This window comes from Scopulibacillus daqui (genome assembly GCF_016908855.1).
Classification (GTDB): domain Bacteria; phylum Bacillota; class Bacilli; order Bacillales; family Sporolactobacillaceae; genus Scopulibacillus_A; species Scopulibacillus_A daqui.
In genome coordinates this window covers 106,320-124,459 of the sequence record NZ_JAFBER010000001.1, presented here as the reverse complement: position 1 = coordinate 124,459, position 18,140 = coordinate 106,320, and the positions used below count along the sequence as shown (strand labels likewise).

Annotated in this window: 20 protein-coding genes; 9 read left to right on the top strand and 11 right to left on the bottom strand. The window is 40.7% G+C overall.

What is annotated here, in order from left to right; translation table 11 throughout:
* The first annotated feature begins 250 nt into the window (after positions 1-250).
* Together JOD45_RS00650 and JOD45_RS00645 are read left to right on the top strand one after the other, a co-directional pair.
* On the top strand, positions 251-2,350 hold the full coding sequence (locus JOD45_RS00650) for a carbon starvation CstA family protein (RefSeq protein ID WP_205001885.1): 2,100 nt from the start codon (positions 251-253) through the stop codon (positions 2,348-2,350).
* A 4-nt stretch (positions 2,351-2,354) separates the two neighbouring features.
* Positions 2,355-2,555 (top strand): YbdD/YjiX family protein, encoded by a 201-nt coding sequence (locus JOD45_RS00645; RefSeq protein ID WP_205001883.1) that lies wholly within the window; start codon positions 2,355-2,357, stop codon positions 2,553-2,555.
* Positions 2,556-2,685: 130 nt separating this feature from the next.
* Here JOD45_RS00645 and JOD45_RS00640 read toward each other — a convergent pair whose 3' ends face one another.
* Complete coding sequence (locus tag JOD45_RS00640; RefSeq protein WP_205001881.1) at positions 2,686-3,525, bottom strand: sulfurtransferase; 840 nt, start codon at positions 3,523-3,525, stop codon at positions 2,686-2,688.
* A 578-nt stretch (positions 3,526-4,103) separates the two neighbouring features.
* On the opposite strand from JOD45_RS00640, the gene JOD45_RS16700 reads away from it, so the two are divergent.
* Entirely contained in the window at positions 4,104-4,226 is a 123-nt protein-coding gene (locus JOD45_RS16700) for a hypothetical protein (protein ID WP_275583898.1), read from the top strand.
* Positions 4,227-4,477: 251 nt separating this feature from the next.
* Here the strand turns inward: JOD45_RS16700 and JOD45_RS00635 are convergent, their stop codons facing one another.
* Both JOD45_RS00635 and JOD45_RS00630 read right to left on the bottom strand, forming a co-directional pair.
* Positions 4,478-4,912, bottom strand: coding sequence for a peptidylprolyl isomerase (locus JOD45_RS00635; protein ID WP_205001879.1), 435 nt, complete (start codon positions 4,910-4,912; stop codon positions 4,478-4,480).
* 123 nt (positions 4,913-5,035) lie between these two features.
* Complete coding sequence (locus JOD45_RS00630; protein WP_205001877.1) at positions 5,036-5,818, bottom strand: TrmB family transcriptional regulator; 783 nt, start codon at positions 5,816-5,818, stop codon at positions 5,036-5,038.
* A 275-nt stretch (positions 5,819-6,093) separates the two neighbouring features.
* Here JOD45_RS00630 and JOD45_RS00625 point away from each other — a divergent pair, with 275 nt between their 5' ends.
* From JOD45_RS00625 to JOD45_RS00615, 3 genes are all read left to right on the top strand, one after another.
* Entirely contained in the window at positions 6,094-6,864 is a 771-nt protein-coding gene (locus JOD45_RS00625; RefSeq protein WP_205001875.1) for a TSUP family transporter, read from the top strand.
* 30 nt (positions 6,865-6,894) lie between these two features.
* Complete coding sequence (locus tag JOD45_RS00620) at positions 6,895-7,197, top strand: hypothetical protein (RefSeq protein ID WP_205001874.1); 303 nt, start codon at positions 6,895-6,897, stop codon at positions 7,195-7,197.
* Positions 7,198-7,358: 161 nt separating this feature from the next.
* Positions 7,359-7,514, top strand: coding sequence for a hypothetical protein (locus JOD45_RS00615; RefSeq protein WP_205001872.1), 156 nt, complete (start codon positions 7,359-7,361; stop codon positions 7,512-7,514).
* 211 nt (positions 7,515-7,725) lie between these two features.
* Here the strand turns inward: JOD45_RS00615 and JOD45_RS00610 are convergent, their stop codons facing one another.
* The 5 genes from JOD45_RS00610 to JOD45_RS00590 all read right to left on the bottom strand — a co-directional run bounded on the left by JOD45_RS00610 (position 7,726) and on the right by JOD45_RS00590 (position 12,509).
* A complete protein-coding gene (locus JOD45_RS00610) occupies positions 7,726-8,985 on the bottom strand; it encodes a CynX/NimT family MFS transporter (RefSeq protein ID WP_205002173.1) in 1,260 nt (419 codons plus the stop codon).
* A gap of 2 nt (positions 8,986-8,987) precedes the next feature.
* Positions 8,988-9,698, bottom strand: coding sequence for a FadR/GntR family transcriptional regulator (locus JOD45_RS00605; RefSeq protein ID WP_205001870.1), 711 nt, complete (start codon positions 9,696-9,698; stop codon positions 8,988-8,990).
* Between the two features lie 182 nt (positions 9,699-9,880).
* Complete coding sequence (locus JOD45_RS00600) at positions 9,881-10,333, bottom strand: Dps family protein (RefSeq protein ID WP_205001868.1); 453 nt, start codon at positions 10,331-10,333, stop codon at positions 9,881-9,883.
* Between the two features lie 64 nt (positions 10,334-10,397).
* The gene (locus JOD45_RS00595; RefSeq protein WP_205001866.1) at positions 10,398-11,039 is read right to left on the bottom strand and encodes a phosphatase PAP2 family protein; all 642 of its coding nucleotides are present in this window, start codon (positions 11,037-11,039) and stop codon (positions 10,398-10,400) included.
* A gap of 51 nt (positions 11,040-11,090) precedes the next feature.
* The gene (locus JOD45_RS00590; protein ID WP_205001864.1) at positions 11,091-12,509 is read right to left on the bottom strand and encodes a Na+/H+ antiporter NhaC family protein; all 1,419 of its coding nucleotides are present in this window, start codon (positions 12,507-12,509) and stop codon (positions 11,091-11,093) included.
* A gap of 124 nt (positions 12,510-12,633) precedes the next feature.
* Here JOD45_RS00590 and JOD45_RS00585 point away from each other — a divergent pair, with 124 nt between their 5' ends.
* Positions 12,634-13,953, top strand: a complete 1,320-nt coding sequence (locus JOD45_RS00585) for a TrkH family potassium uptake protein (protein WP_338056004.1) — start codon at positions 12,634-12,636, stop codon at positions 13,951-13,953.
* Here JOD45_RS00585 and JOD45_RS00580 read toward each other — a convergent pair.
* Complete coding sequence (locus JOD45_RS00580; protein ID WP_205001862.1) at positions 13,943-14,605, bottom strand: TVP38/TMEM64 family protein; 663 nt, start codon at positions 14,603-14,605, stop codon at positions 13,943-13,945. The two genes, JOD45_RS00585 and JOD45_RS00580, sit on opposite strands and share 11 nt — an antisense overlap.
* Before the next feature lie 152 nt (positions 14,606-14,757).
* Between JOD45_RS00580 and JOD45_RS00575 the strand changes: the two genes are divergently transcribed.
* Positions 14,758-15,207, top strand: coding sequence for an OsmC family protein (locus tag JOD45_RS00575; RefSeq protein ID WP_205001860.1), 450 nt, complete (start codon positions 14,758-14,760; stop codon positions 15,205-15,207).
* A gap of 29 nt (positions 15,208-15,236) precedes the next feature.
* Here JOD45_RS00575 and JOD45_RS00570 read toward each other — a convergent pair whose 3' ends face one another.
* Together JOD45_RS00570 and JOD45_RS00565 are read right to left on the bottom strand one after the other, a co-directional pair.
* Entirely contained in the window at positions 15,237-15,557 is a 321-nt protein-coding gene (locus tag JOD45_RS00570) for a DUF948 domain-containing protein (RefSeq protein WP_205001858.1), read from the bottom strand.
* Between the two features lie 62 nt (positions 15,558-15,619).
* A complete protein-coding gene (locus JOD45_RS00565; RefSeq protein WP_205001856.1) occupies positions 15,620-16,909 on the bottom strand; it encodes a purine/pyrimidine permease in 1,290 nt (429 codons plus the stop codon).
* Positions 16,910-17,064: 155 nt separating this feature from the next.
* On the opposite strand from JOD45_RS00565, the gene JOD45_RS00560 reads away from it, so the two are divergent.
* Positions 17,065-18,099 carry a hypothetical protein gene (locus JOD45_RS00560; protein WP_205001853.1) on the top strand — a complete coding sequence of 345 codons (1,035 nt, stop codon included), beginning with the start codon at positions 17,065-17,067 and terminating at the stop codon, positions 18,097-18,099.
* The last annotated feature ends 41 nt before the right edge of the window (positions 18,100-18,140 follow it).

Genomic DNA, 18,140 nt, shown 5'->3' with positions numbered 1-18,140 from the left:
TATTATTCTTATATTATCTCATCTTTCCCCAGCTAGGAACAGCCACAGGAATTGATAGATAAGAATAATCCTTCCAATCTATTTTTAAATGATATCACAAAAACAAGAATATACATTCGCACTCGCAAGGAAAGCGAATGATAAATGCAAAAATTTAATATTTATTGATAATTGGAACAGTCATATAGTATAATTTTGTAGAACTTATGAACTAATTTCAATTGGTGGAGAAAAGGGGGATCGGTTTTATATGGAGACTCAGCCAAAAGTCCCGTTAAAAAAGGGATTTGCCGGGTTAAAAGCACTGATTTGGACTATCGTGGCTTTAGCCGGCGGAATGAGCTTATCTGTTATCGCTTTGGCCCGGCACGAACAGATTAATGCAGTATGGTTTGTCGTCGCATCTCTTTGTACGTATGCATTTGCCTACCGTTTTTATTCTAGATTTATTTCCAAGAAAGTTTTTGGTTTAAACAAGAATAATGCAACGCCTGCTGAACGTTACAAAGACGGCAAAGACTTTGTTCCTACAAATAAATGGGTCTTATACGGGCATCATTTTGCAGCGATTGCCGGCGCAGGGCCGCTTGTCGGACCAACGCTTGCAGCGCAAATGGGCTATCTTCCGGGGACGATCTGGATCATCGCGGGCGCCGTACTTGGCGGTGCGGTTCAAGATTTCGTTATTCTTATTATTTCTATGCGTCGCAAAGGAAAATCGCTTGGCGAAATCGCTAAGGAAGAAATCGGGCCGTTCGGAGGTTTTCTGTCACTCGTCGGAATCTTTGCAATAATGGTTATTTTAATCGCTGTATTAGCCATGGTTGTTGTAAACGCCTTAACCGGAAGCCCCTGGGGAACATTCACCATTGCCATGACAATCCCTATTGCTCTTCTTATGGGGATTTATATGCGATTTATACGCCCTGGTCATGTCGGCGAAGCATCTATTATCGGATTTATCTTGTTAATGTCAGCCCTTTTCGGTGGGCAATGGGTCGCAGATTCAGCATTATTAGCGCCGCTTTTTACTCTCAGCGGCAAAACAATTGCCGTTATGATGATTATTTACGGCTTTCTCGCTTCAGTTTTGCCGGTATGGCTTTTGCTTGCACCGCGAGATTATTTGAGTACGTTTCTAAAAGTTGGCGTCATCGGCCTGTTAGCCATTGGCATTATTATAGTATTGCCGGAAATTCAAATGCCGGCCCTTACAAAATTCGTTGATGGAACCGGTCCGGTATTCTCGGGAAATCTCTTTCCGTTCTTATTTATTACCATTGCATGCGGTGCCGTTTCCGGTTTTCATGCTTTGATTTCTTCAGGAACATCACCGAAGATGATCGCCAGAGAAACACATGCGCCGCTGATCGGTTACGCCAGCATGCTCACTGAATCTTTTGTAGCGATTATGGCTATGGTTGCCGCCGCATTGCTGTCGCCAGGCATCTACTTTGCCATTAACTCGCCGGCTGCAGCTATTGGCGCCGATATTCATCATGCTGCTCAAACGATTTCATCATGGGGTTTTACCATATCAGCAGCCGATATTAATCAAATAGCTCACCATGTCGATGAACAGTCAATTTTATCTCGTACGGGAGGCGCGCCTTCACTCGCTGTCGGCATGTCTCAAATCTTCTCAAAAATTATTGGCGGTCATGGATTAATGGCGTTTTGGTATCATTTTGCTATATTGTTCGAAGCGGTCTTTATTTTAACGACTATTGACGCAGGAACAAGGGTCGGCCGGTTTATGCTTCAAGATCTGCTTGGACATGTATGGAAACCTATGGGCCGTACAGACTGGCTTCCGGCAGGGTTAGTAGCCAGCGCAATTGTTGTGGCTTGTTGGGGCTACTTCCTTATTGCAGGCGTAACAGATCCGCTTGGAGGAATTAATACCTTATGGCCTTTATTCGGGATTACGAACCAAATGCTTTCGGTGATTGCCTTAATTGTCGCGACGACGGTCATTATAAAAATGGGCAAAACAAAATTCTGCTGGGTAACGGTTATCCCGATGATTTGGTTAATAGCTGTCACATTTGCCGCAGGATGGCAAAAGCTTTTCTCTAAAGTGCCGAGCGTCGGCTTTCTAAAACAAGCAAGCGTGACCAAACAAGCGCTTGAAAGCGGCCGCTTGCCGGCTAATATTCCGTCGGAAGCCGCAGCCAAGCAGGTGATTTTTAACAACCAGTTAAATTCTGTGCTGACAGCCTTATTTATGCTATTGATTATTGGTGTCTTAATAGATGCCATACGGATTTGGCATAAAGTCCTTGTTAGCAAAAAACAAATCAAAACAGCCGAAGAGCCTTTTGTTCAAACCCAGCTTAATGAGGTGTAGCATGATGGGGGATTTATTTAACAGCATAAAAAAAGGCGCATGTATTTTACGTCAAATTGGTAAAGGCGTTTCTCATTTGCCGGATTACGAAGCGTATGTGGAACATTTAAAAACACATCATCCGGATGTGACACCGCCGTCCAAAAAAGAGTTTTTCAAGAACCATTTAAATGACAAATACGGCGCCTCGGCGACACGATGTTGATAACCGCCTTAAAGTGCAGGGTGCACTTTCACCGAAAAGATGAGCACGATGCCGTGCTCATCTTTTCTTTTTTATCATATTCACCTTTTTTTAAACGGCTAGTAACCTTCGATAATTAAACGCTTACAGTTTATTTTGCTTCAACAGGATTTTCACTGTATGAGATCCAGTCGCTCCAACTGCCCGGATACAGCTTAACATTTGTTAGGCCCGCTTCATAGAGGGCTAATATATTTGTGCAAGCTGTTACCCCTGATCCGCAGTAAACCGTGATTGACTTTTTATCCTTAAGGGGTGCAAATCTTTCTTTCAGTTCCTCAGCAGATTTCCATTTGCCGCCTTGAGCGATATTATCTTTCCAAAACCAATTTTCCGCCCCGGGAATATGACCGGCTTTTTTATCCATCGGCTCTACCTTGCCTGAATAACGTTCTTCTCCACGAGCATCAATCAAAACCCAGCCATCATCCGGATTTTTTATTTGCTCTCGAACTTCGCTTTGCTTGATGACCATTTCCTCGCGAACATGCGGTATAAATTGCGTTGGCGTTTTGATAGATTTTTTATCATCTGTCGGATAACCCTTTTCAACCCAAGACGAAAATCCCTCATCCATAACATATACCTTGTCATGCCCCATATATTTTAGCAGCCACCAAAAACGGGCCGCCGAGATGGAACTGTTTTCGTCATCATAAGCAACCACTGTTTTATTATGGTCAATACCAACATCGCCTAATTTAAACGCTAATTGTGTAGTATCTGGGAGCGGATGACGCCCGCCGTGCTTTCTGACAGGACCGGATAAATCCCTTTCAAGGTCAAAATAGACTGCGCCCTTAATATGCGACGCCTTATACTCGTGATAACCTTTGTTTGGATCCTGCAAATGGAAACGACAATCGACAATAACAACATTTTCATCATTTAAATGTTCTCTTACCCATTCCATACTGACAATTGTATTCATCTTTATCTCACCCCATTCATCTTCATCATTTCTTGCTTTACGTGGTGTTTTCCTGCTTTTTTGCTAGAATATTTTTACCGGTTATATATTCATAATTATACAAATTAAATAAATATTATAATAATTGATTGGATACAAAAGCCCTCATCAAAAGGCTTTTAAAACTTGCCCACTTTATAAATCTTTATCCCGCTTCGTAAAAACGAGCCATGAAAACACTCGGCGCGATAATAGAAAAGCTTGGCGTCGTGCCGGCAAACAGGAGTCGGCTTCCCGTAAGCTAAAAGAGTATCTGCCGCAGCATAAATACTATCATAGGTATGGTTAAAGGCAAACAAATATCGCCCTAAAAGTTAATGACCAAACATATATTAACAAAATGACTGCCGCGCCAATACTTTTTATAATTGAAACTGTTAATGGGATCAATGAGATTTTGTATGAAAATGGCATCTCATGCTATTAACTATGAAGATTAAAAGCTTTGGAAAAAGCAAAGCCTTTCATAGGAAATGAAAATACTAATCACTAAGGGTGAAAAAATGACTAATAAATATCATAACAATAAGGAGGAAAACTTGGATAAAATCTCAAAAAGAATACTAGAAATGTGGATGGCTATTCCGAGATCCTTCAGAATTTTAGCTTTGTGGGTGATTATTTTTACCATTGCAATCATGGGATGGATAAGATTGTTGTAAAGAGGAGAACTAGCTAAAGTCTAAATTTTTGGCAGCATCATGATATTAGGCGCTGCCGCAAGAGCATGACAATCGTTTAAGTGCGCAAAGGAAGACTGCAAACAGAGTGAGTCAGCGAGGCTTGCGCTCTAGAGCCCCAGCCTTATGCAGGCCCCCTTTTAGACTTTTCAATCGAAGTTTTATTGATGACGTTTAAACACTAAACGCTCCTGCATTTTTCGCAGAAGCGTTGCCAGTGATGGTTATTCGTTTTATTCATCCCAAACTTTTACTTCGGACATCACATCGCCGTTTTTCATTTTCAGGACTGTGTCCATACCTTCTGTTACTTGTCCAAATACCGTATGTACACCGTCAAGATGCGGCTGCGGTTCATGAACAATAAAGAATTGGCAGCTGCCCGTATCTTTTCCTGCATGCGCCATTGATAAAGCGCCTTGCTGATGCTTATGCGGATTGCCTTCTGTCTCGCACTTAATCGTATAGCCGGCATCCCCGGTTCCGTTGCCTCTTGGGCATCCGCCTTGGGATACGAAGCCAGGTATAACGCGATGGAAAGTTAATCCATTATAAAAGCCTTCATTTGCTAACTTTTCAAAATTAGCAACTGTATTCGGCGCTTCTTCAGGATAAAATTCAATAAGAATTTTATCGCCATTTTCCATTGTAATGGAGCCTTTTTTCATATGAAACTCCTCCTAAATATATTCATCAGATTCTTTTATTTTACTATAATGGCGGTCATCAAGCAAAAATATACTAAAATACTTCAAAGCAGGAATTCTCACATTTCATTACTTTAACTTTGGCTATAACTTAAAAAACTTCTTTCTTTCACTGGAAATCCAGTTTTGCAAGTTTTCCCTGCTCTGCTCAACTAATCGGTTCACAAGCACATCATGCCAAATATAATTTTCTAATAATGAGACATGAACAACATCATCTGTATAAAAAGCATTCCCGTTCCGTTCTACTGGATGACCGTAAATCATTTCCCTCCCGTCAATCGAAATAATAAACCATTTGTTTTCGCCAATATTGTCTATGTAATCAGTTTGACGATGAACCACCAGATCTGGCAATGGATTCTCAACTTGAAAGACAATGCCTTTAAGGCTGCAGTTTTCTTGTTTCATTCGCAAATCATCTGCAAGATGTTCGTACATGGCATCCCAGATAGACACTATTATTCTATGTTTAGCCCGGCGAAGCAAAGTACGGCAAAATGAAAGAATATTTTCGCCGCCTTTAATCGTTGTCACACGAGGATCAGCTTTTAGATCTTGTTTCTCAAAACGTTTTAATTCTTTTTTTACAGATGAATAGGTTTCTTCCCATTGCTGTTTAATGGATTCTAAGAAAACATCAACCGGCAAAGGAGAATATTGTACCGTACCGTTGACTTCCTCCTTTATGACAACACCTTTTTGTTCTAGCCCTTCCAGCACTTCGTAAATTCGGGATCTGGGAACACCGGATTGTTTGCTGACTTGGTAAGCGCTGGATGTTCCTAAATAAACTAAAGCTAAATATGTTTTTGACTGATATTGGTTGAAACCTAATAACTGAAGTGCTTCTGAAATATCATTCACATAAATTCCCTTCCTTTACAAAAAAAATCATACCTTAAAGCCTGTAAATCATGATTTTTATATATTTTAAACGTCTCTAAAGGACTTGTCTAATAAATGTCGTATAATGTCTCATTTCATCCTATATTCTTTATTCACAAATTCAAATTAGTTTGATAATATTGATGCATAGTCACCACTGAAGTGAACACTACTTAATAGAATGTTCATTATCTTGCTGTTGAAACCTCCAAATATTGCGGTCCAGCAGCTGATTTTATACTGGAGGAAGATATATGGAAGATATTAACACGTATACCTTAGGTTTCTTAGTGCTTTCTGGTTTTTTATCTGCTTTCGTTGATTCAGTGGTAGGCGGAGGAGGATTAATTTCAATACCCGCTTTAATGTTTGCGGGACTGCCGCCTTCGACTGCTATTGCCACTAATAAATTAGCCAGTTCAATGGGGTCTCTGACAAGCACAATTTCCTTTATGCGATCTGGAAAAGTCAATTTTTCACTCGTATCTAAGCTTTTCCCATTAACAGCTGCTGCTTCTTTCCTTGGCGCATATGTTGTTAAGCATATATCCTCAGAGATATTGAAACCATTGGTTTTATTTTTATTAATTGCTGTTGCCGGCTATACCCTATTAAAGAAAGATTGGGGAAAGGTTTCGCGATACAAAGGAATGAGTTGGAGAAGAAGCATCCTTTTTTCGTTCGCGATCTTTAGTATTGGCTTTTATGACGGATTTTTCGGAGCCGGCACTGGGTCCTTTTTGCTATTTTCTTTTTTGATGATTGGCTTTGATTTTGTCCAATCAGCGGGCAACGCAAAAGTTCTTAACTTTGCCAGCAATATTGCAGCGCTTATCATGTTTTTGCATTTAGGCGTTATTCATTTTTCTTACGGTATCCCGATGGGCATCGCCATGATCTTAGGCGCTTTAGTCGGGTCAAACTTTGCAATCAAAAAAGGCGTATCATATGTCAGAGTTTTGTTTATCGCAGTAACAATTTTTCTTATTGGAAAAAACATTTTTGATTATATGAGTCATATCTAAACAAAAAAGTTCCGAAAGAAGATGTTATGATTGATTGAATTAATAACCTTTGCGGATCGTTATCAATTAGTCATTACGAAGAAAAAATTAACCATAATTAATAAAGAACAGCAGGAAAACGATATGTCATCTTACTCATTGGCGGATATAGAATGTCTTGAAATACGAAAGCCTTTTTTTATAGCTAAAGGTTACGCCAGCATATGGTTAAAATCAAATAAAAAATTCCCTATATTCACCATATTCTTATCAAAAAAAGAGTATCAAACCTTAATATTATTGCAGAAGTTTTTACTAAAGTGGGGCAATGGGATAAGGATCCATGCTAAGTAATAAATCATTTACATAGAACTAATCCGGTTTTACTTAAAGGGACAATACCAAGCGTTCGATCAATCACCTGCCATAATGCACCGTTATTCATATTTTTAACTATTGCGGGAATGAATTTTGAATCTCTTTCAAAACCTATGACTAAAAGGAGGAAACAGATTATGGCTAAACGAAAAATGACTGATTCAGCTGTTTCAAACCAAGACGAAAATCTTATCAAGCAAGATCATCACGCTATCCCCGATGATGTTCGGAATAAAATCCTCGATATGAACCGGAACGAAAAGGCAAAACGCATGACTAAACGGCCGCAATAAAGAAGACATTCGGCTGGAACACAGACTTAATGTTTTGTCTATCCAGCTGAAGATGAAGATCACACGCTTAGAAAACGATTCAACGAAGACAAGCCCCCTCTCGACGCAAAACGGCAAAGAAGTTTTTTAATCTGTACTGTATGACAGCATAAAAAAAGACCTCTAAGTATCAACTGTCTTTCAGTTCATACTTTAGCAGGTCTTCTTTTTTTTATTTATAAGCATCAGAATAATTTACAGTATTCCTATGATCTTCATCGCCCGCGGAGTCAGCCCACACATATTTGTTTCGTCCCGCGCCAATGCCGGAGATAAGCATGATGACGCTTGTAATAACCAGGAAGGATAGCGGCATGACCCAAGTATGCGTTAAGTCCCGCAGAAATCCAAACAAAAAGGGACCAACGGCAGCCAGCAAATAGCCAATAGACTGAGCCATACCGGAAAGTTCTGATGCTTGTTGGGCATTTTGCGTCCTCAGCCCAAATAATAATAGCGCTAAGCTGATTGCGGATCCTTGGCCAAGGCCAATTAAAACAACCCATACTAGAACTAATGATGTGGAGCTGATCATTAATCCTCCAAACCCAAAAATATAAAAGCAACTTGTTATAGCTGCCAGCCATTTTTGATGAGGCAGGCGGTCAGCGATGATCGGCATCAGGAAGTTAGCCGGCACGCTGATAAATTGCAGCAGCGACAGCATCCATCCCGCGGTTGTTACACTCAGACCCCTGTCATGAAGAATAACCGGCAGCCAAGCGACCGTGACATAAAAACCTAATGATTGCAGCCCCATAAATAATGTGACTTGCCAAGCGAGCGGTGAGCGCCATAATCCTCCGGCTTCACCTCTATTTGTTGTTTTTTGATTAGGCTTATCATGATTTCGCAGCTGCGGCATCCAGATGATTGCAGTCACTGCGGCTAATACAGTCCAGCAGACGAGCGAGCCTCTCCAGCCAAATCCTAACCCATGCGCTAGCGGAACGCTGACTCCCGATGCCAGAGCCGCAAAACATCCCATTGCTGTCGTATATATGCCTGTCATCAGTCCGACTTTTTCAGAAAATTGCTGCTTAATCAAGCCCGGCAATAATACATTACAAACAGCAATCGCAAGTCCAAGTACAGCCGTGCCGATAAACAACAAGCTGCTGGATGCCGACGAACGAACTAATAAACCAAGAATTAAGAAGATAAGTGCTGCAAATAATGCCCGTTCATTTCCAAATTTCTTGCCCAGCTTCGGCGCCAGCGGTGACATTACGGCAAATGCAATCAGCGGCAGTGTTGTAATCAAACCTGCGGCACTATTGGATAAATGCAAATCGCCGCGTATACTGCTGACTAAAGGTCCGACTGATGTCAGTGCAGGGCGCAAGTTAGCCGCAAGAAGCATAATCCCCAATATTATCAATATATGCTTACGCTTAAATGACGCAGCTTTCTTTGTCTGATTATGGTTCATGTTCATATTTGGCCTTCTTTCTGTTCTTTTTGCAATGCAACTTGGGACGCGGTTTCTATATGGGTGCGCACAGCCTCCACTGAAGCGGCTGGATCTTGATTAATAATAGCTTCGACAAGTTTATGATGAGCTTGGTTATTTTGTTCACATAATTTGGCGTCACCATACATTGTACTGCTGATCGATGTTTGTATCGTCTTTGACATGTATTTATAAAGATCAATAAGAACACTGTTATGGGATGCTGCCACAACGGCATTATGAAATTCTATATCTGCTTTCACTTGTTCTTCGAGATTATCGCTTTTCTCAAAAATTTCATCCCTCTTTGCCAAACTGTCGCGCAGATCTTGAATGTCTTCTCGTGTTCGTCTTAAGGAAGCCAGCCTTGCCGCTTCTCTTTCCAGGCAGGAACGGACCTCCATCGTTTCAAGCACATTGGATTTCTGCAAACGGCGCTCCATGGCAGCCCCGAAATCGGTTTGAGCACGTACATATGTACCATCGCCTTGGCGGGCTTCCAGCATGCCTGTATATATTAAAGCGCGTACTGCTTCCCTAACCGTATTTCTGCTGACACCAAGCTGTTCAACCAATTCAGGTTCAGGGGGGATTTTTTCGCCAAGCGGCCATTGGCCTGATTCTATTAACGATCCCAATTGGCTGACTACCTGATCAACCAGAGATGAACGTGCGGCTTTTTTTAGCGGCATAAATAAACCTCCAAACATCGGATGATTGGGAAATTCTATACGAATTTTATCAGAGAAAAAATGGATAGTCAAATAATTGAAAACAGCCGGCTGCACGGCAGAAAATATACTATTGGGACGCGCCCGTAAATAGAAAACACCCTTTAAGCTTACAAAGAACTTAAAGGGTGCGGCCGCTTTTCTTATTCATAAGCAAGAAACGCCCGAAGCATCCAGACATGCTTCTCATATTTTCCTTGCAATTCATTAAAAAGGTCAGCAGTAGGCTGATCATTTTCTTCTTCAGCTAATTTAACGCCTGTATCTTTTATTTCATTGATGATTTGGACATAGTCCTCGCAAAGCTGCTTCATCATTTCTTCTTCTTTATCGTCAGCAGTTGCTTCTTTCAAGGTGGCTTCCTTAAGATACTTTTCCATCGTAGCGAGCGGTTTTCCGCCGATTGACAAAATTCTTTCAGCCACTTCATCGAGATCATCCGCTATTTCCTCATAAAGATCCTCAAATAACTGATGCAAACCGTAAAAATGTTTTCCTTGAATAAACCAATGGTAACGATGGAGCTTCACATACATCACATGTAAGTTAGACAATTCTTGATTCAAAAAATTAATGAGCTTTTGGTTACTCTGCATAAGTCCAAACCCTTCCCTTCTTTTCTTGACATTATTTTCTGATGAAAGGTTTGGTTTTATGCACCTAATGCTCTATTGCTCTTTCCTTTTCATATTTTTTCACGATCATTGTCATCATAATCAGCCAGATCCCTCCAGCTGTATAACCGGCGGCTATATCACTAAAATAATGAACACCGAGAATCGGACGGCTAAGGCCAATCAATAGAATAAGCAGCATAAAAATGACAGCGGCGGCCCATTTAAGTGTTTGATTTTTTAAAATCCTGTAAAGGACATAGGCAATAATCCCATATACCCCGATCGCATTCATTGTATGTCCGCTCGGAAAACTGTATCCGGATGCCTCAACATAGTGATGTCCCGATGGCCGCTCGCGCATAAAAACCCCTTTTAACACAATATTTAATAAGCGAACACCGAAAAAGCCGAATAATACAGCCACAGCACTCACTGAGCGCCGTAAAAATAACAGAAATATAATAGCGATGACAACAACCGGGAAGATCACTTTTGTAGATCCCATCAAGGTCATAAATTTAAAAAAATCAATAACGGCTGGGAATCTTACGCCATTTAACAGATTTAAAAGCTGTTTGTCAAAATCAATAAACCAAGATACTGTTGTTAAATAGCCCAACACGCAAAAAACAATAACTAAACAGAGACATGAAATGATGCTTTTTCTCATATCAGCAGTATTCAAACGAAACAACCTTTCCAGAACAATTTATGCGATCATATCATAAAACATCCGTTAATGGATAAAAAATGAGGCAGCACCATAGGCAATTGCGGCAATGGCGGCTCCAATCAGACCCGCTTTCAATTTATATTTCGCATAAGACACAACTTCAAGATCCAAAATGCCCGCCATTGTGTTTGTGTCGTCGCTTATCGGCGACGAAAACGTTCCGAAGCCGCCGCTGGCAAAGACAGCCCCGATGACGAGCGGAAGCGAAGCCCCCGAAACGTGTGCCAAGGAAACGCCAAGCGGCATTAAAATGCCCCAAGTGCCGAGCGATGATCCAATAAAATAGGCGATGGCTGCCCCCAGCACAAATAATACAGGCGGAACAAAAGATTTGGGTATCCAGCTGACATGATGGCTAACGAAACTTGAAAAGCCAAGCTCATCAGTGACTAGTGATAAAGCCCAAATCACTGATAGTAAAATCACAACATTCATGAGTTCATTGCCGCCGTTAATAAAATCTTTAAGAAGATTATCAAGCTTAAACTTTTGAAACATAAACAGAATAAACGAGACAATAATGGTCACAATCAATGCCACGAGCATTTCATCTAAAACATCGGCTTTAATAAATGCTTTAAAAAAGTTATGGTATCCCTTGGCGTAGCCGCTGTACCAAGTCAGCACTAAAGTGAGGCCGATAACCAGAATAAGCGGTATAACCAGATTAAGCGGCTTTTCAGGCAGATCTTTTGCTACGACAGGATGGCAATCCTGCCACCCTTTCGCTTCCGCTTGTTTTAAGTTTTGCGGATCTTTATTTTTTTCCACTTTCTTCTTAGAGTGGTGAAAAAAACTTAAGAAAATCCCAATGAAAATGATGGAAAAAGCAAAAAAATTAAACGGGATGCTCCTAATATATAGCATATAAGGATCTTGATGTATATGCTGATATTTCAGCGCTTGATTAATAATGGATGTATTATATCCAACAAATGCCGTCGCAATTGGAATCAGGGCAATAACATTGGTGCCGGTCAAATCAATGATAAACCCTAATTCCTTGGCGCTCATCTTGATTTTATCAAGCAGGGCCCGCATAATTGGCCCAACGGTAACCATTCTGAAGCTTGGCGCGCTAAATGTGGCAAGTGTTGACAACCATGTGATTATCAGCGCTCCACGCTTTGTTTTAATGCGGTCACTGACCCATCTGACAAACCCTTTGATTCCGCCGGCATGTTTGATGACACCTACAAGTGCAGTAAAAAGATATAGAAACGCCGCGACCTTAAGATTGTTCTGATCGCCGAGAGCCTTTGCAAGGTGGTCAATAACAGCTTGCATACCGCCAACCACATGCGGTTGAAGCAAATAGCCGCCGACAATTAATCCAATAAACAAAGAAGTTAAGACGCGTTTCGTGAAAATCACCAATATAATCACAACAATAAACGGAATGATTGAGACCCAATGATCCATGACAAACCACCTCTGAAATGATCTGTTCATAGCTTGTTGCAAATTGGGGAAAATATGCTTAGTTCAACCTCTTTAAAAGATGTTCAAAAAGAAATTTCTTGCAAAATAAATAAGGTGGTTAATTGTGAAAAAAAAGATGCCATTCAATCCCTCTCTAGGCCTTGCCCTTCTATTTGTTGCAACTATTGTGCTTGGGACAATCTTATTAAAACTGCCTTTCTCAACCCATCGTTCAATCAGCTGGCTGACGGCGTTCTTTACGGCAACATCATCCATCACTTCATCAGGATTAGCGGTTATTGATCTCCCGAAAACTTTTACGCCATTTGGCTTAACCATCATTGCTTGCCTTATTCAAATTGGCGGCATCGGCGTCATGACCTTTGCTGTCGTCATTTATATATTGATTGGAAAAAAACTCAGCATCGAACAATTGATGCTGATCCAAGAGGCTTTAAACCAAAATTCTTTACGAGGACTTTTAAAGCTTGCCCGGCGTTTGTTTTTCTTTTCTATTTTTTTCGAGGGATTCTTTTGTATTCTATTATGCTTTCGTCTGATACCTCGATTAGGCTTCGGGAAAGGCATCATCAACGGAGTCTTTTTGTCAATATCCGCCTTTAACAACGCGGGCATCACGCTGACCAGCGATAACTTAATGGCCTATGCCGGCGATCCTGTTATCAATATTTTAATCTCTGCTTCATTTATCATCGGCGGCATCGGTTTTGTCGTGATAAGCGATATTTGGGATAAGAAAAGATGGCATGAATTTATCTTACATACTAAATTAATAATTATCAGTACAGCAGTGATCAATATCATCGCATTTGTTATTATTCTTAGCCTGGAATATAGCAACCCAAAGACACTTGGGCCTTTAACTCACGGGGAAAAGTTTTTGGCGGGGTACTTTCAAGCCGTGACACCGCGGAGCGCCGGTTTTAATACATTAAATACGGGTGATTTGCAGCCGGCGACGCTATTTTTTATGATGATATTAATGTTTATCGGAGCCGGAAGCATTTCCACCGGCGGCGGGATTAAACTGTCTACTTTCGCCAGTTTGTTAGTCATGATGGTCGGTTATATCAGAAAGAAGAATGAAGCCGTTCTTTTGGAAAGAACCATCCATGACAATCAAATCTTTAAGGCGATGACCTTGTCGCTTCTCAGCATTGTTACTATTTTTATTGCAGTTTTTGCCCTTTTAATTTCGGAACGTCAATTCAGCTTTTTGCAAATTGCCTTTGAAACCGTCTCAGCTTTTGGCACTGTTGGTTTATCAACCGGCATTACACCCCAGCTTTCAAGCTTTGGCCAATGCGTCATCGCCTTGATCATGATTCTTGGCAAGCTGGGGCCGCTGACCATTGTTCTTTCCTTAACCAACCGTGAAAAGAGCAAAATCCGTTATCCGGACGGGAAAATTTTTATCGGTTAATTTTTTCTTTTGAATGAAGCCTGATGTTCTTTTTGCCATGCGGTTTGTGGTTATTTAATTTTTTCTCTATGGTTTTGCCGATGACCCATAAGAGCGCAATCGCAATAATGACAATGACTAGCTCAACAGGATTCGTTAAAAGGGATTTCCAGTCGTTGCCTATAAATGTGATCATCCCGATCATAATCATTTTCCCAAGCATCGTTGCCAAATAAAATGTGCGGGGATGTAAATTTGACAGCCCAGCAAGGACATTAATCACAGACGATGGCGTAAATGGAATAGACAGAACAATAAACAGCGGACCAAAACCTACCTTCTCCACCCACAGCATCATTGAGCGGAGTTTCCTATGCTTATAAATCCATTTTTTCACCGGTCTGCGGACCACTTTCCGGCAAAACCAAAATACAATAAAAGCGCCGAGACAGGAACCGGCCCACGATAATAAAAAGCCAACAAAGAAGCCGTAGGCAGCCGCATTGGCAAGAACAAAAACAATCAAAGGCAAAATAGGCAAAAAGGCTTCCAGCATGGGCAGGGCAATCCCCACGAATATGCCTGTCCCTTTATAGCCTTGTAAAATATGTTCAACGCTTTTTAACGTGATGTGCGTATCAATAAAGTGTTGACAACTTTCAAAAAAGTTCATGTGAGACAATTGCTCCTTTTGTTAAACATCCAACAATATATACCTTCCTATTATATCATATGAACTAGGATTTATAGCCTTTGTCATATTTGTTAAATATTCAAGCGTTTCTTGTCTTATAATGGCATTAAAAGCAAATTGGAGGGTTAAATATGAGCGAATTCACTTTTTCTTTTAACGGCGAATGGAAAGGCGGCCGATCCGGCTATGGCCATATTTGTACAAAGGGTCTAGATCAAACGGTTTCAATCGGCGCAGAAATGAACGGACCCGGCCAAGGAACAAATCCAGATGAATTACTGATCAGCGCTGTTGCAACATGCTATATGATGACATTAGGCATCGCCCTGGATAAGCGCCGGCTGCCATACGAAAAAATTGTGATCACCTCAAAGGGCACCGTCACTGACGACAGCGGCTTGCATTTTAAAGAAATCATTCATTTTCCGACAGCCATCATTAAGAAAGATACTGATAAGGATATAAAAGAAAAGATTCTTCAAGCCATGGCACAAGCGGAAAAAGACTGCATGATAGCTAAAGCATTGAAAGGGAATGTGGAAATATCTGTTAAACCGCAGCTGAAAGCCCGAGAAGACTGATCCTTTTCAATAAAAAGCAAAAACATCTGCTAGCTGGCAGATGTTTTGGTTAACTTTTCTTTAATGTTTTTAAATGAACGGGTGACCGTCGTTTTCAATGATTGGGTTTCGCTTGCGATATTTTGAATATCGTTTTTCTTATGATTCATATCATCTTGCAATTGTTTCAGTTTGTCATTCAATTTTTCTTGCTCTTTTACAATGCCTTCCATTCTTTCCCTTAAATTCTCTGCAGTCTTGCCGACATTCACCAGGGTGCTTTTCATATCTTTTATGACCTTAAATGCTGCGATTCCGAAACAGATAATCGCAATAACAACAAGCGCTATGCTTAACCAGACAATGATCAAAAGAAAACCTCCTTTCTATTTAGTGAACGATGTAGGTTTTTTCTTAATCATAATATACCCTATTATGCACTGGTGCGATCAGTTGATTTTTCAAGTTTTTTTTCTCGAAATAATTGCTCTAAAATAATCGCTATTACCACGCCGATGACGAGCCCGTTAGTTAATAAAGAAGAAACGGTGCTCGGGAGGATGCTTAAAGCCTCTTTCGGTATAAGCATCATACCTGCTCCGGCCATAAAAGCGATGCTCATAACGGTGAGTTTTGTTTCACTGTCAACAGATGCTTTGAATGTTTTAAATCCTAAACCGCCGATACTGGCTATGGATACAAACATTGTGCCGTAGCCGATGGCATCCGGCAATGAAGCAAAAAGATTCATGACTATCGGAAAGAAGCTCATCACAAGAATGATTCCCGAACCAATCAGAAAGGGGAGCCTTTCTTTAATCCGAGTCGTCAGAATAAAGCCCGCAGAACCGGAAATCGCTACACTGCCGACTGCAGAAAATAAACCGGCAATGATTTGGTTAATTCCTATCATAAATCCCGTCCTGTTGAGATGAATGTTCTTTGTGGACTGCGTTACCTCTTTGACCGCGTCAATGCTTGCTAAAAGATTGGCCAATAATAAAAGTGTCGTTAACATTGAAGTGATAAAAATGCTTAAATTAAAGGTCGGCCATCCCCAGGCGAAAATTTCAGGCATAGAAAAAGCTTTAGAAACATGCGGTGCATTTGTCTTTAAACCAACGAGATGGTATAAAAGCCAGCCAATTGCCAGACTCAATAGAATTGAGTAATTTTTGAGGAAGCGGCTGTTGGACCGGGAAAACACAATCGACAAAAGCATCGTTAATACGGCAACAATCATCACTTTCCAATTTAGTTTGTCGCCTTCAATACCCAGAATGCCCTGAATAAACGGCCCGCTTAACTGAACGGTAAGCAAAACAAGATAAATGCCTGTAATCGTTGGCGTAAATAACCTCCTGACATATTTAATTAAATTAAAGATGCTTAACAGGATGAATAAAACACCTGATGCGAGCAAACCCATTTCAAGACTTGTCAATGTTACCTGGATAGATTCGTGAGAGGATGTTGCAATCCCGGCATATGTAAGAAAAACTCCCCACCACAAACCAGCCGGACCTTCCATTAACGGCAGCTTATGGCCAAATAAGCCCTGCAAGAGCGAAGAAGCCCCGACTATGAAAAAGGTCCGCTGCAATAATGCTGACGTTTCTTCAGGAGTAAAGTGGAAAGCTGCTGCTACAGATATAGGCGTAATGATGGCCCCGGCCAATATAAAGACCGCCCACTGTATTGATGATAGTACATTTCTCTCCATTATATCTTCCCCTACAACTATTATTTCACTCTATTGATTTCTAATGGAACAGTTGTTATTTTAACATTTTTAAGAAATGATGTCTTGAAACAAAAAATTTTAAATCATTCATATGTTATGATTAGTAAATAATTAAACCAAAGAGGGGGAATTTTTTGCTGGGCATTTCATTGTTTGAATGGCTGTTATATATTTGCTTTAGTATCCTTAGCGGCAGTCTGTTCCATCATAATAAAATGGCCGTCCCTAAAAAGTTTGTTCTCTCTGCGGCTGCGGGAACCGCCTTGTTTTCTGCCGCGCCTCTAATCAATCAAATCGCAGCACTCAGCGGCGATATCGGGTTTGGAACAGCCGTCAAAAACGTCTTGATTGATTTTGACATGGGAAGAGCCTGGTTCATTTTAGTGGTTATTGCCGGATTACTGTTCTGTTTAATAGCATTTAATCATCTTAGCAATGATCCATTTTTAACAAAAATAGCCTTGATTTTAGTTATCATATTGATCGGCGTATACACTTACATCAGTTTATCTTCAGGAATATTTCTTTGGCTCCCATTTATTTTTCGTTTCTTTTATTTATTAAGCCTTTCCTGCTTTGGGGGGCTGCTATTAGCCAGCAGGTCTCAATCCCCAAGCGCCGCGCTTTCTAAAATCGTTTGTCTCATCATGGCTTTTATTTCTTGTGCTTTAATGGCATTGGCAGGCTTGTGGACGGCGCCGTTCCATCAACTCATTCATCAATTTAAACAAAGTTTAATGGTCAATAGCGGACAAGCCGCGGTTATTCTTAATTTATTGTTATTGACATCATTATGGTGCACGCTTATTTGTTTCATTTTTAAAAGAGCTGACCGGACAGTAAACCTTATCTTATTTTTATTTATTCTGGGTGCGACCAGCTTTTTAAATCAGCAGGCGGCGCCACTTGATATATCAGCATTAATAAAGGCTGGACAGATAAGCCCGTTATTTCAAGCCTTTTATCATAAACCGGCCGCTTCTGAGACTGTCATACCTTTCACATGGCATGCCGTTTCAGTTGGCATGATAACCGCAAGCTGCCTTTGTTTATTTCTAATAGGGATCAGCCTGATTAAGAAATGGCCTGAATGGCTATCTGTTGTTTTCTCGTTTTTATTTATTGTATCCGGTTATCTGACAGTCATGTCTATGATCTTATCGATTTAATTCCATTCGAACGACAGGTTTGATATATTTAAGTTATTATA

Coding starts and splice junctions, on each gene's coding strand:
- JOD45_RS00650 (WP_205001885.1), top strand. CDS start 251: ATGGAGACTCAGCCAAAAGTCCCGTTAAAAAAGGGATTTGCCGGGTTA.
- JOD45_RS00645 (WP_205001883.1), top strand. CDS start 2,355: ATGGGGGATTTATTTAACAGCATAAAAAAAGGCGCATGTATTTTACGT.
- JOD45_RS00640 (WP_205001881.1), bottom strand. CDS start 3,525: ATGAATACAATTGTCAGTATGGAATGGGTAAGAGAACATTTAAATGAT.
- JOD45_RS00635 (WP_205001879.1), bottom strand. CDS start 4,912: ATGAAAAAAGGCTCCATTACAATGGAAAATGGCGATAAAATTCTTATT.
- JOD45_RS00625 (WP_205001875.1), top strand. CDS start 6,094: ATGGAAGATATTAACACGTATACCTTAGGTTTCTTAGTGCTTTCTGGT.
- JOD45_RS00615 (WP_205001872.1), top strand. CDS start 7,359: ATGGCTAAACGAAAAATGACTGATTCAGCTGTTTCAAACCAAGACGAA.
- JOD45_RS00610 (WP_205002173.1), bottom strand. CDS start 8,985: ATGAACCATAATCAGACAAAGAAAGCTGCGTCATTTAAGCGTAAGCAT.
- JOD45_RS00605 (WP_205001870.1), bottom strand. CDS start 9,698: ATGCCGCTAAAAAAAGCCGCACGTTCATCTCTGGTTGATCAGGTAGTC.
- JOD45_RS00600 (WP_205001868.1), bottom strand. CDS start 10,333: ATGCAGAGTAACCAAAAGCTCATTAATTTTTTGAATCAAGAATTGTCT.
- JOD45_RS00590 (WP_205001864.1), bottom strand. CDS start 12,509: ATGGATCATTGGGTCTCAATCATTCCGTTTATTGTTGTGATTATATTG.
- JOD45_RS00580 (WP_205001862.1), bottom strand. CDS start 14,605: ATGAACTTTTTTGAAAGTTGTCAACACTTTATTGATACGCACATCACG.
- JOD45_RS00575 (WP_205001860.1), top strand. CDS start 14,758: ATGAGCGAATTCACTTTTTCTTTTAACGGCGAATGGAAAGGCGGCCGA.
- JOD45_RS00565 (WP_205001856.1), bottom strand. CDS start 16,909: ATGGAGAGAAATGTACTATCATCAATACAGTGGGCGGTCTTTATATTG.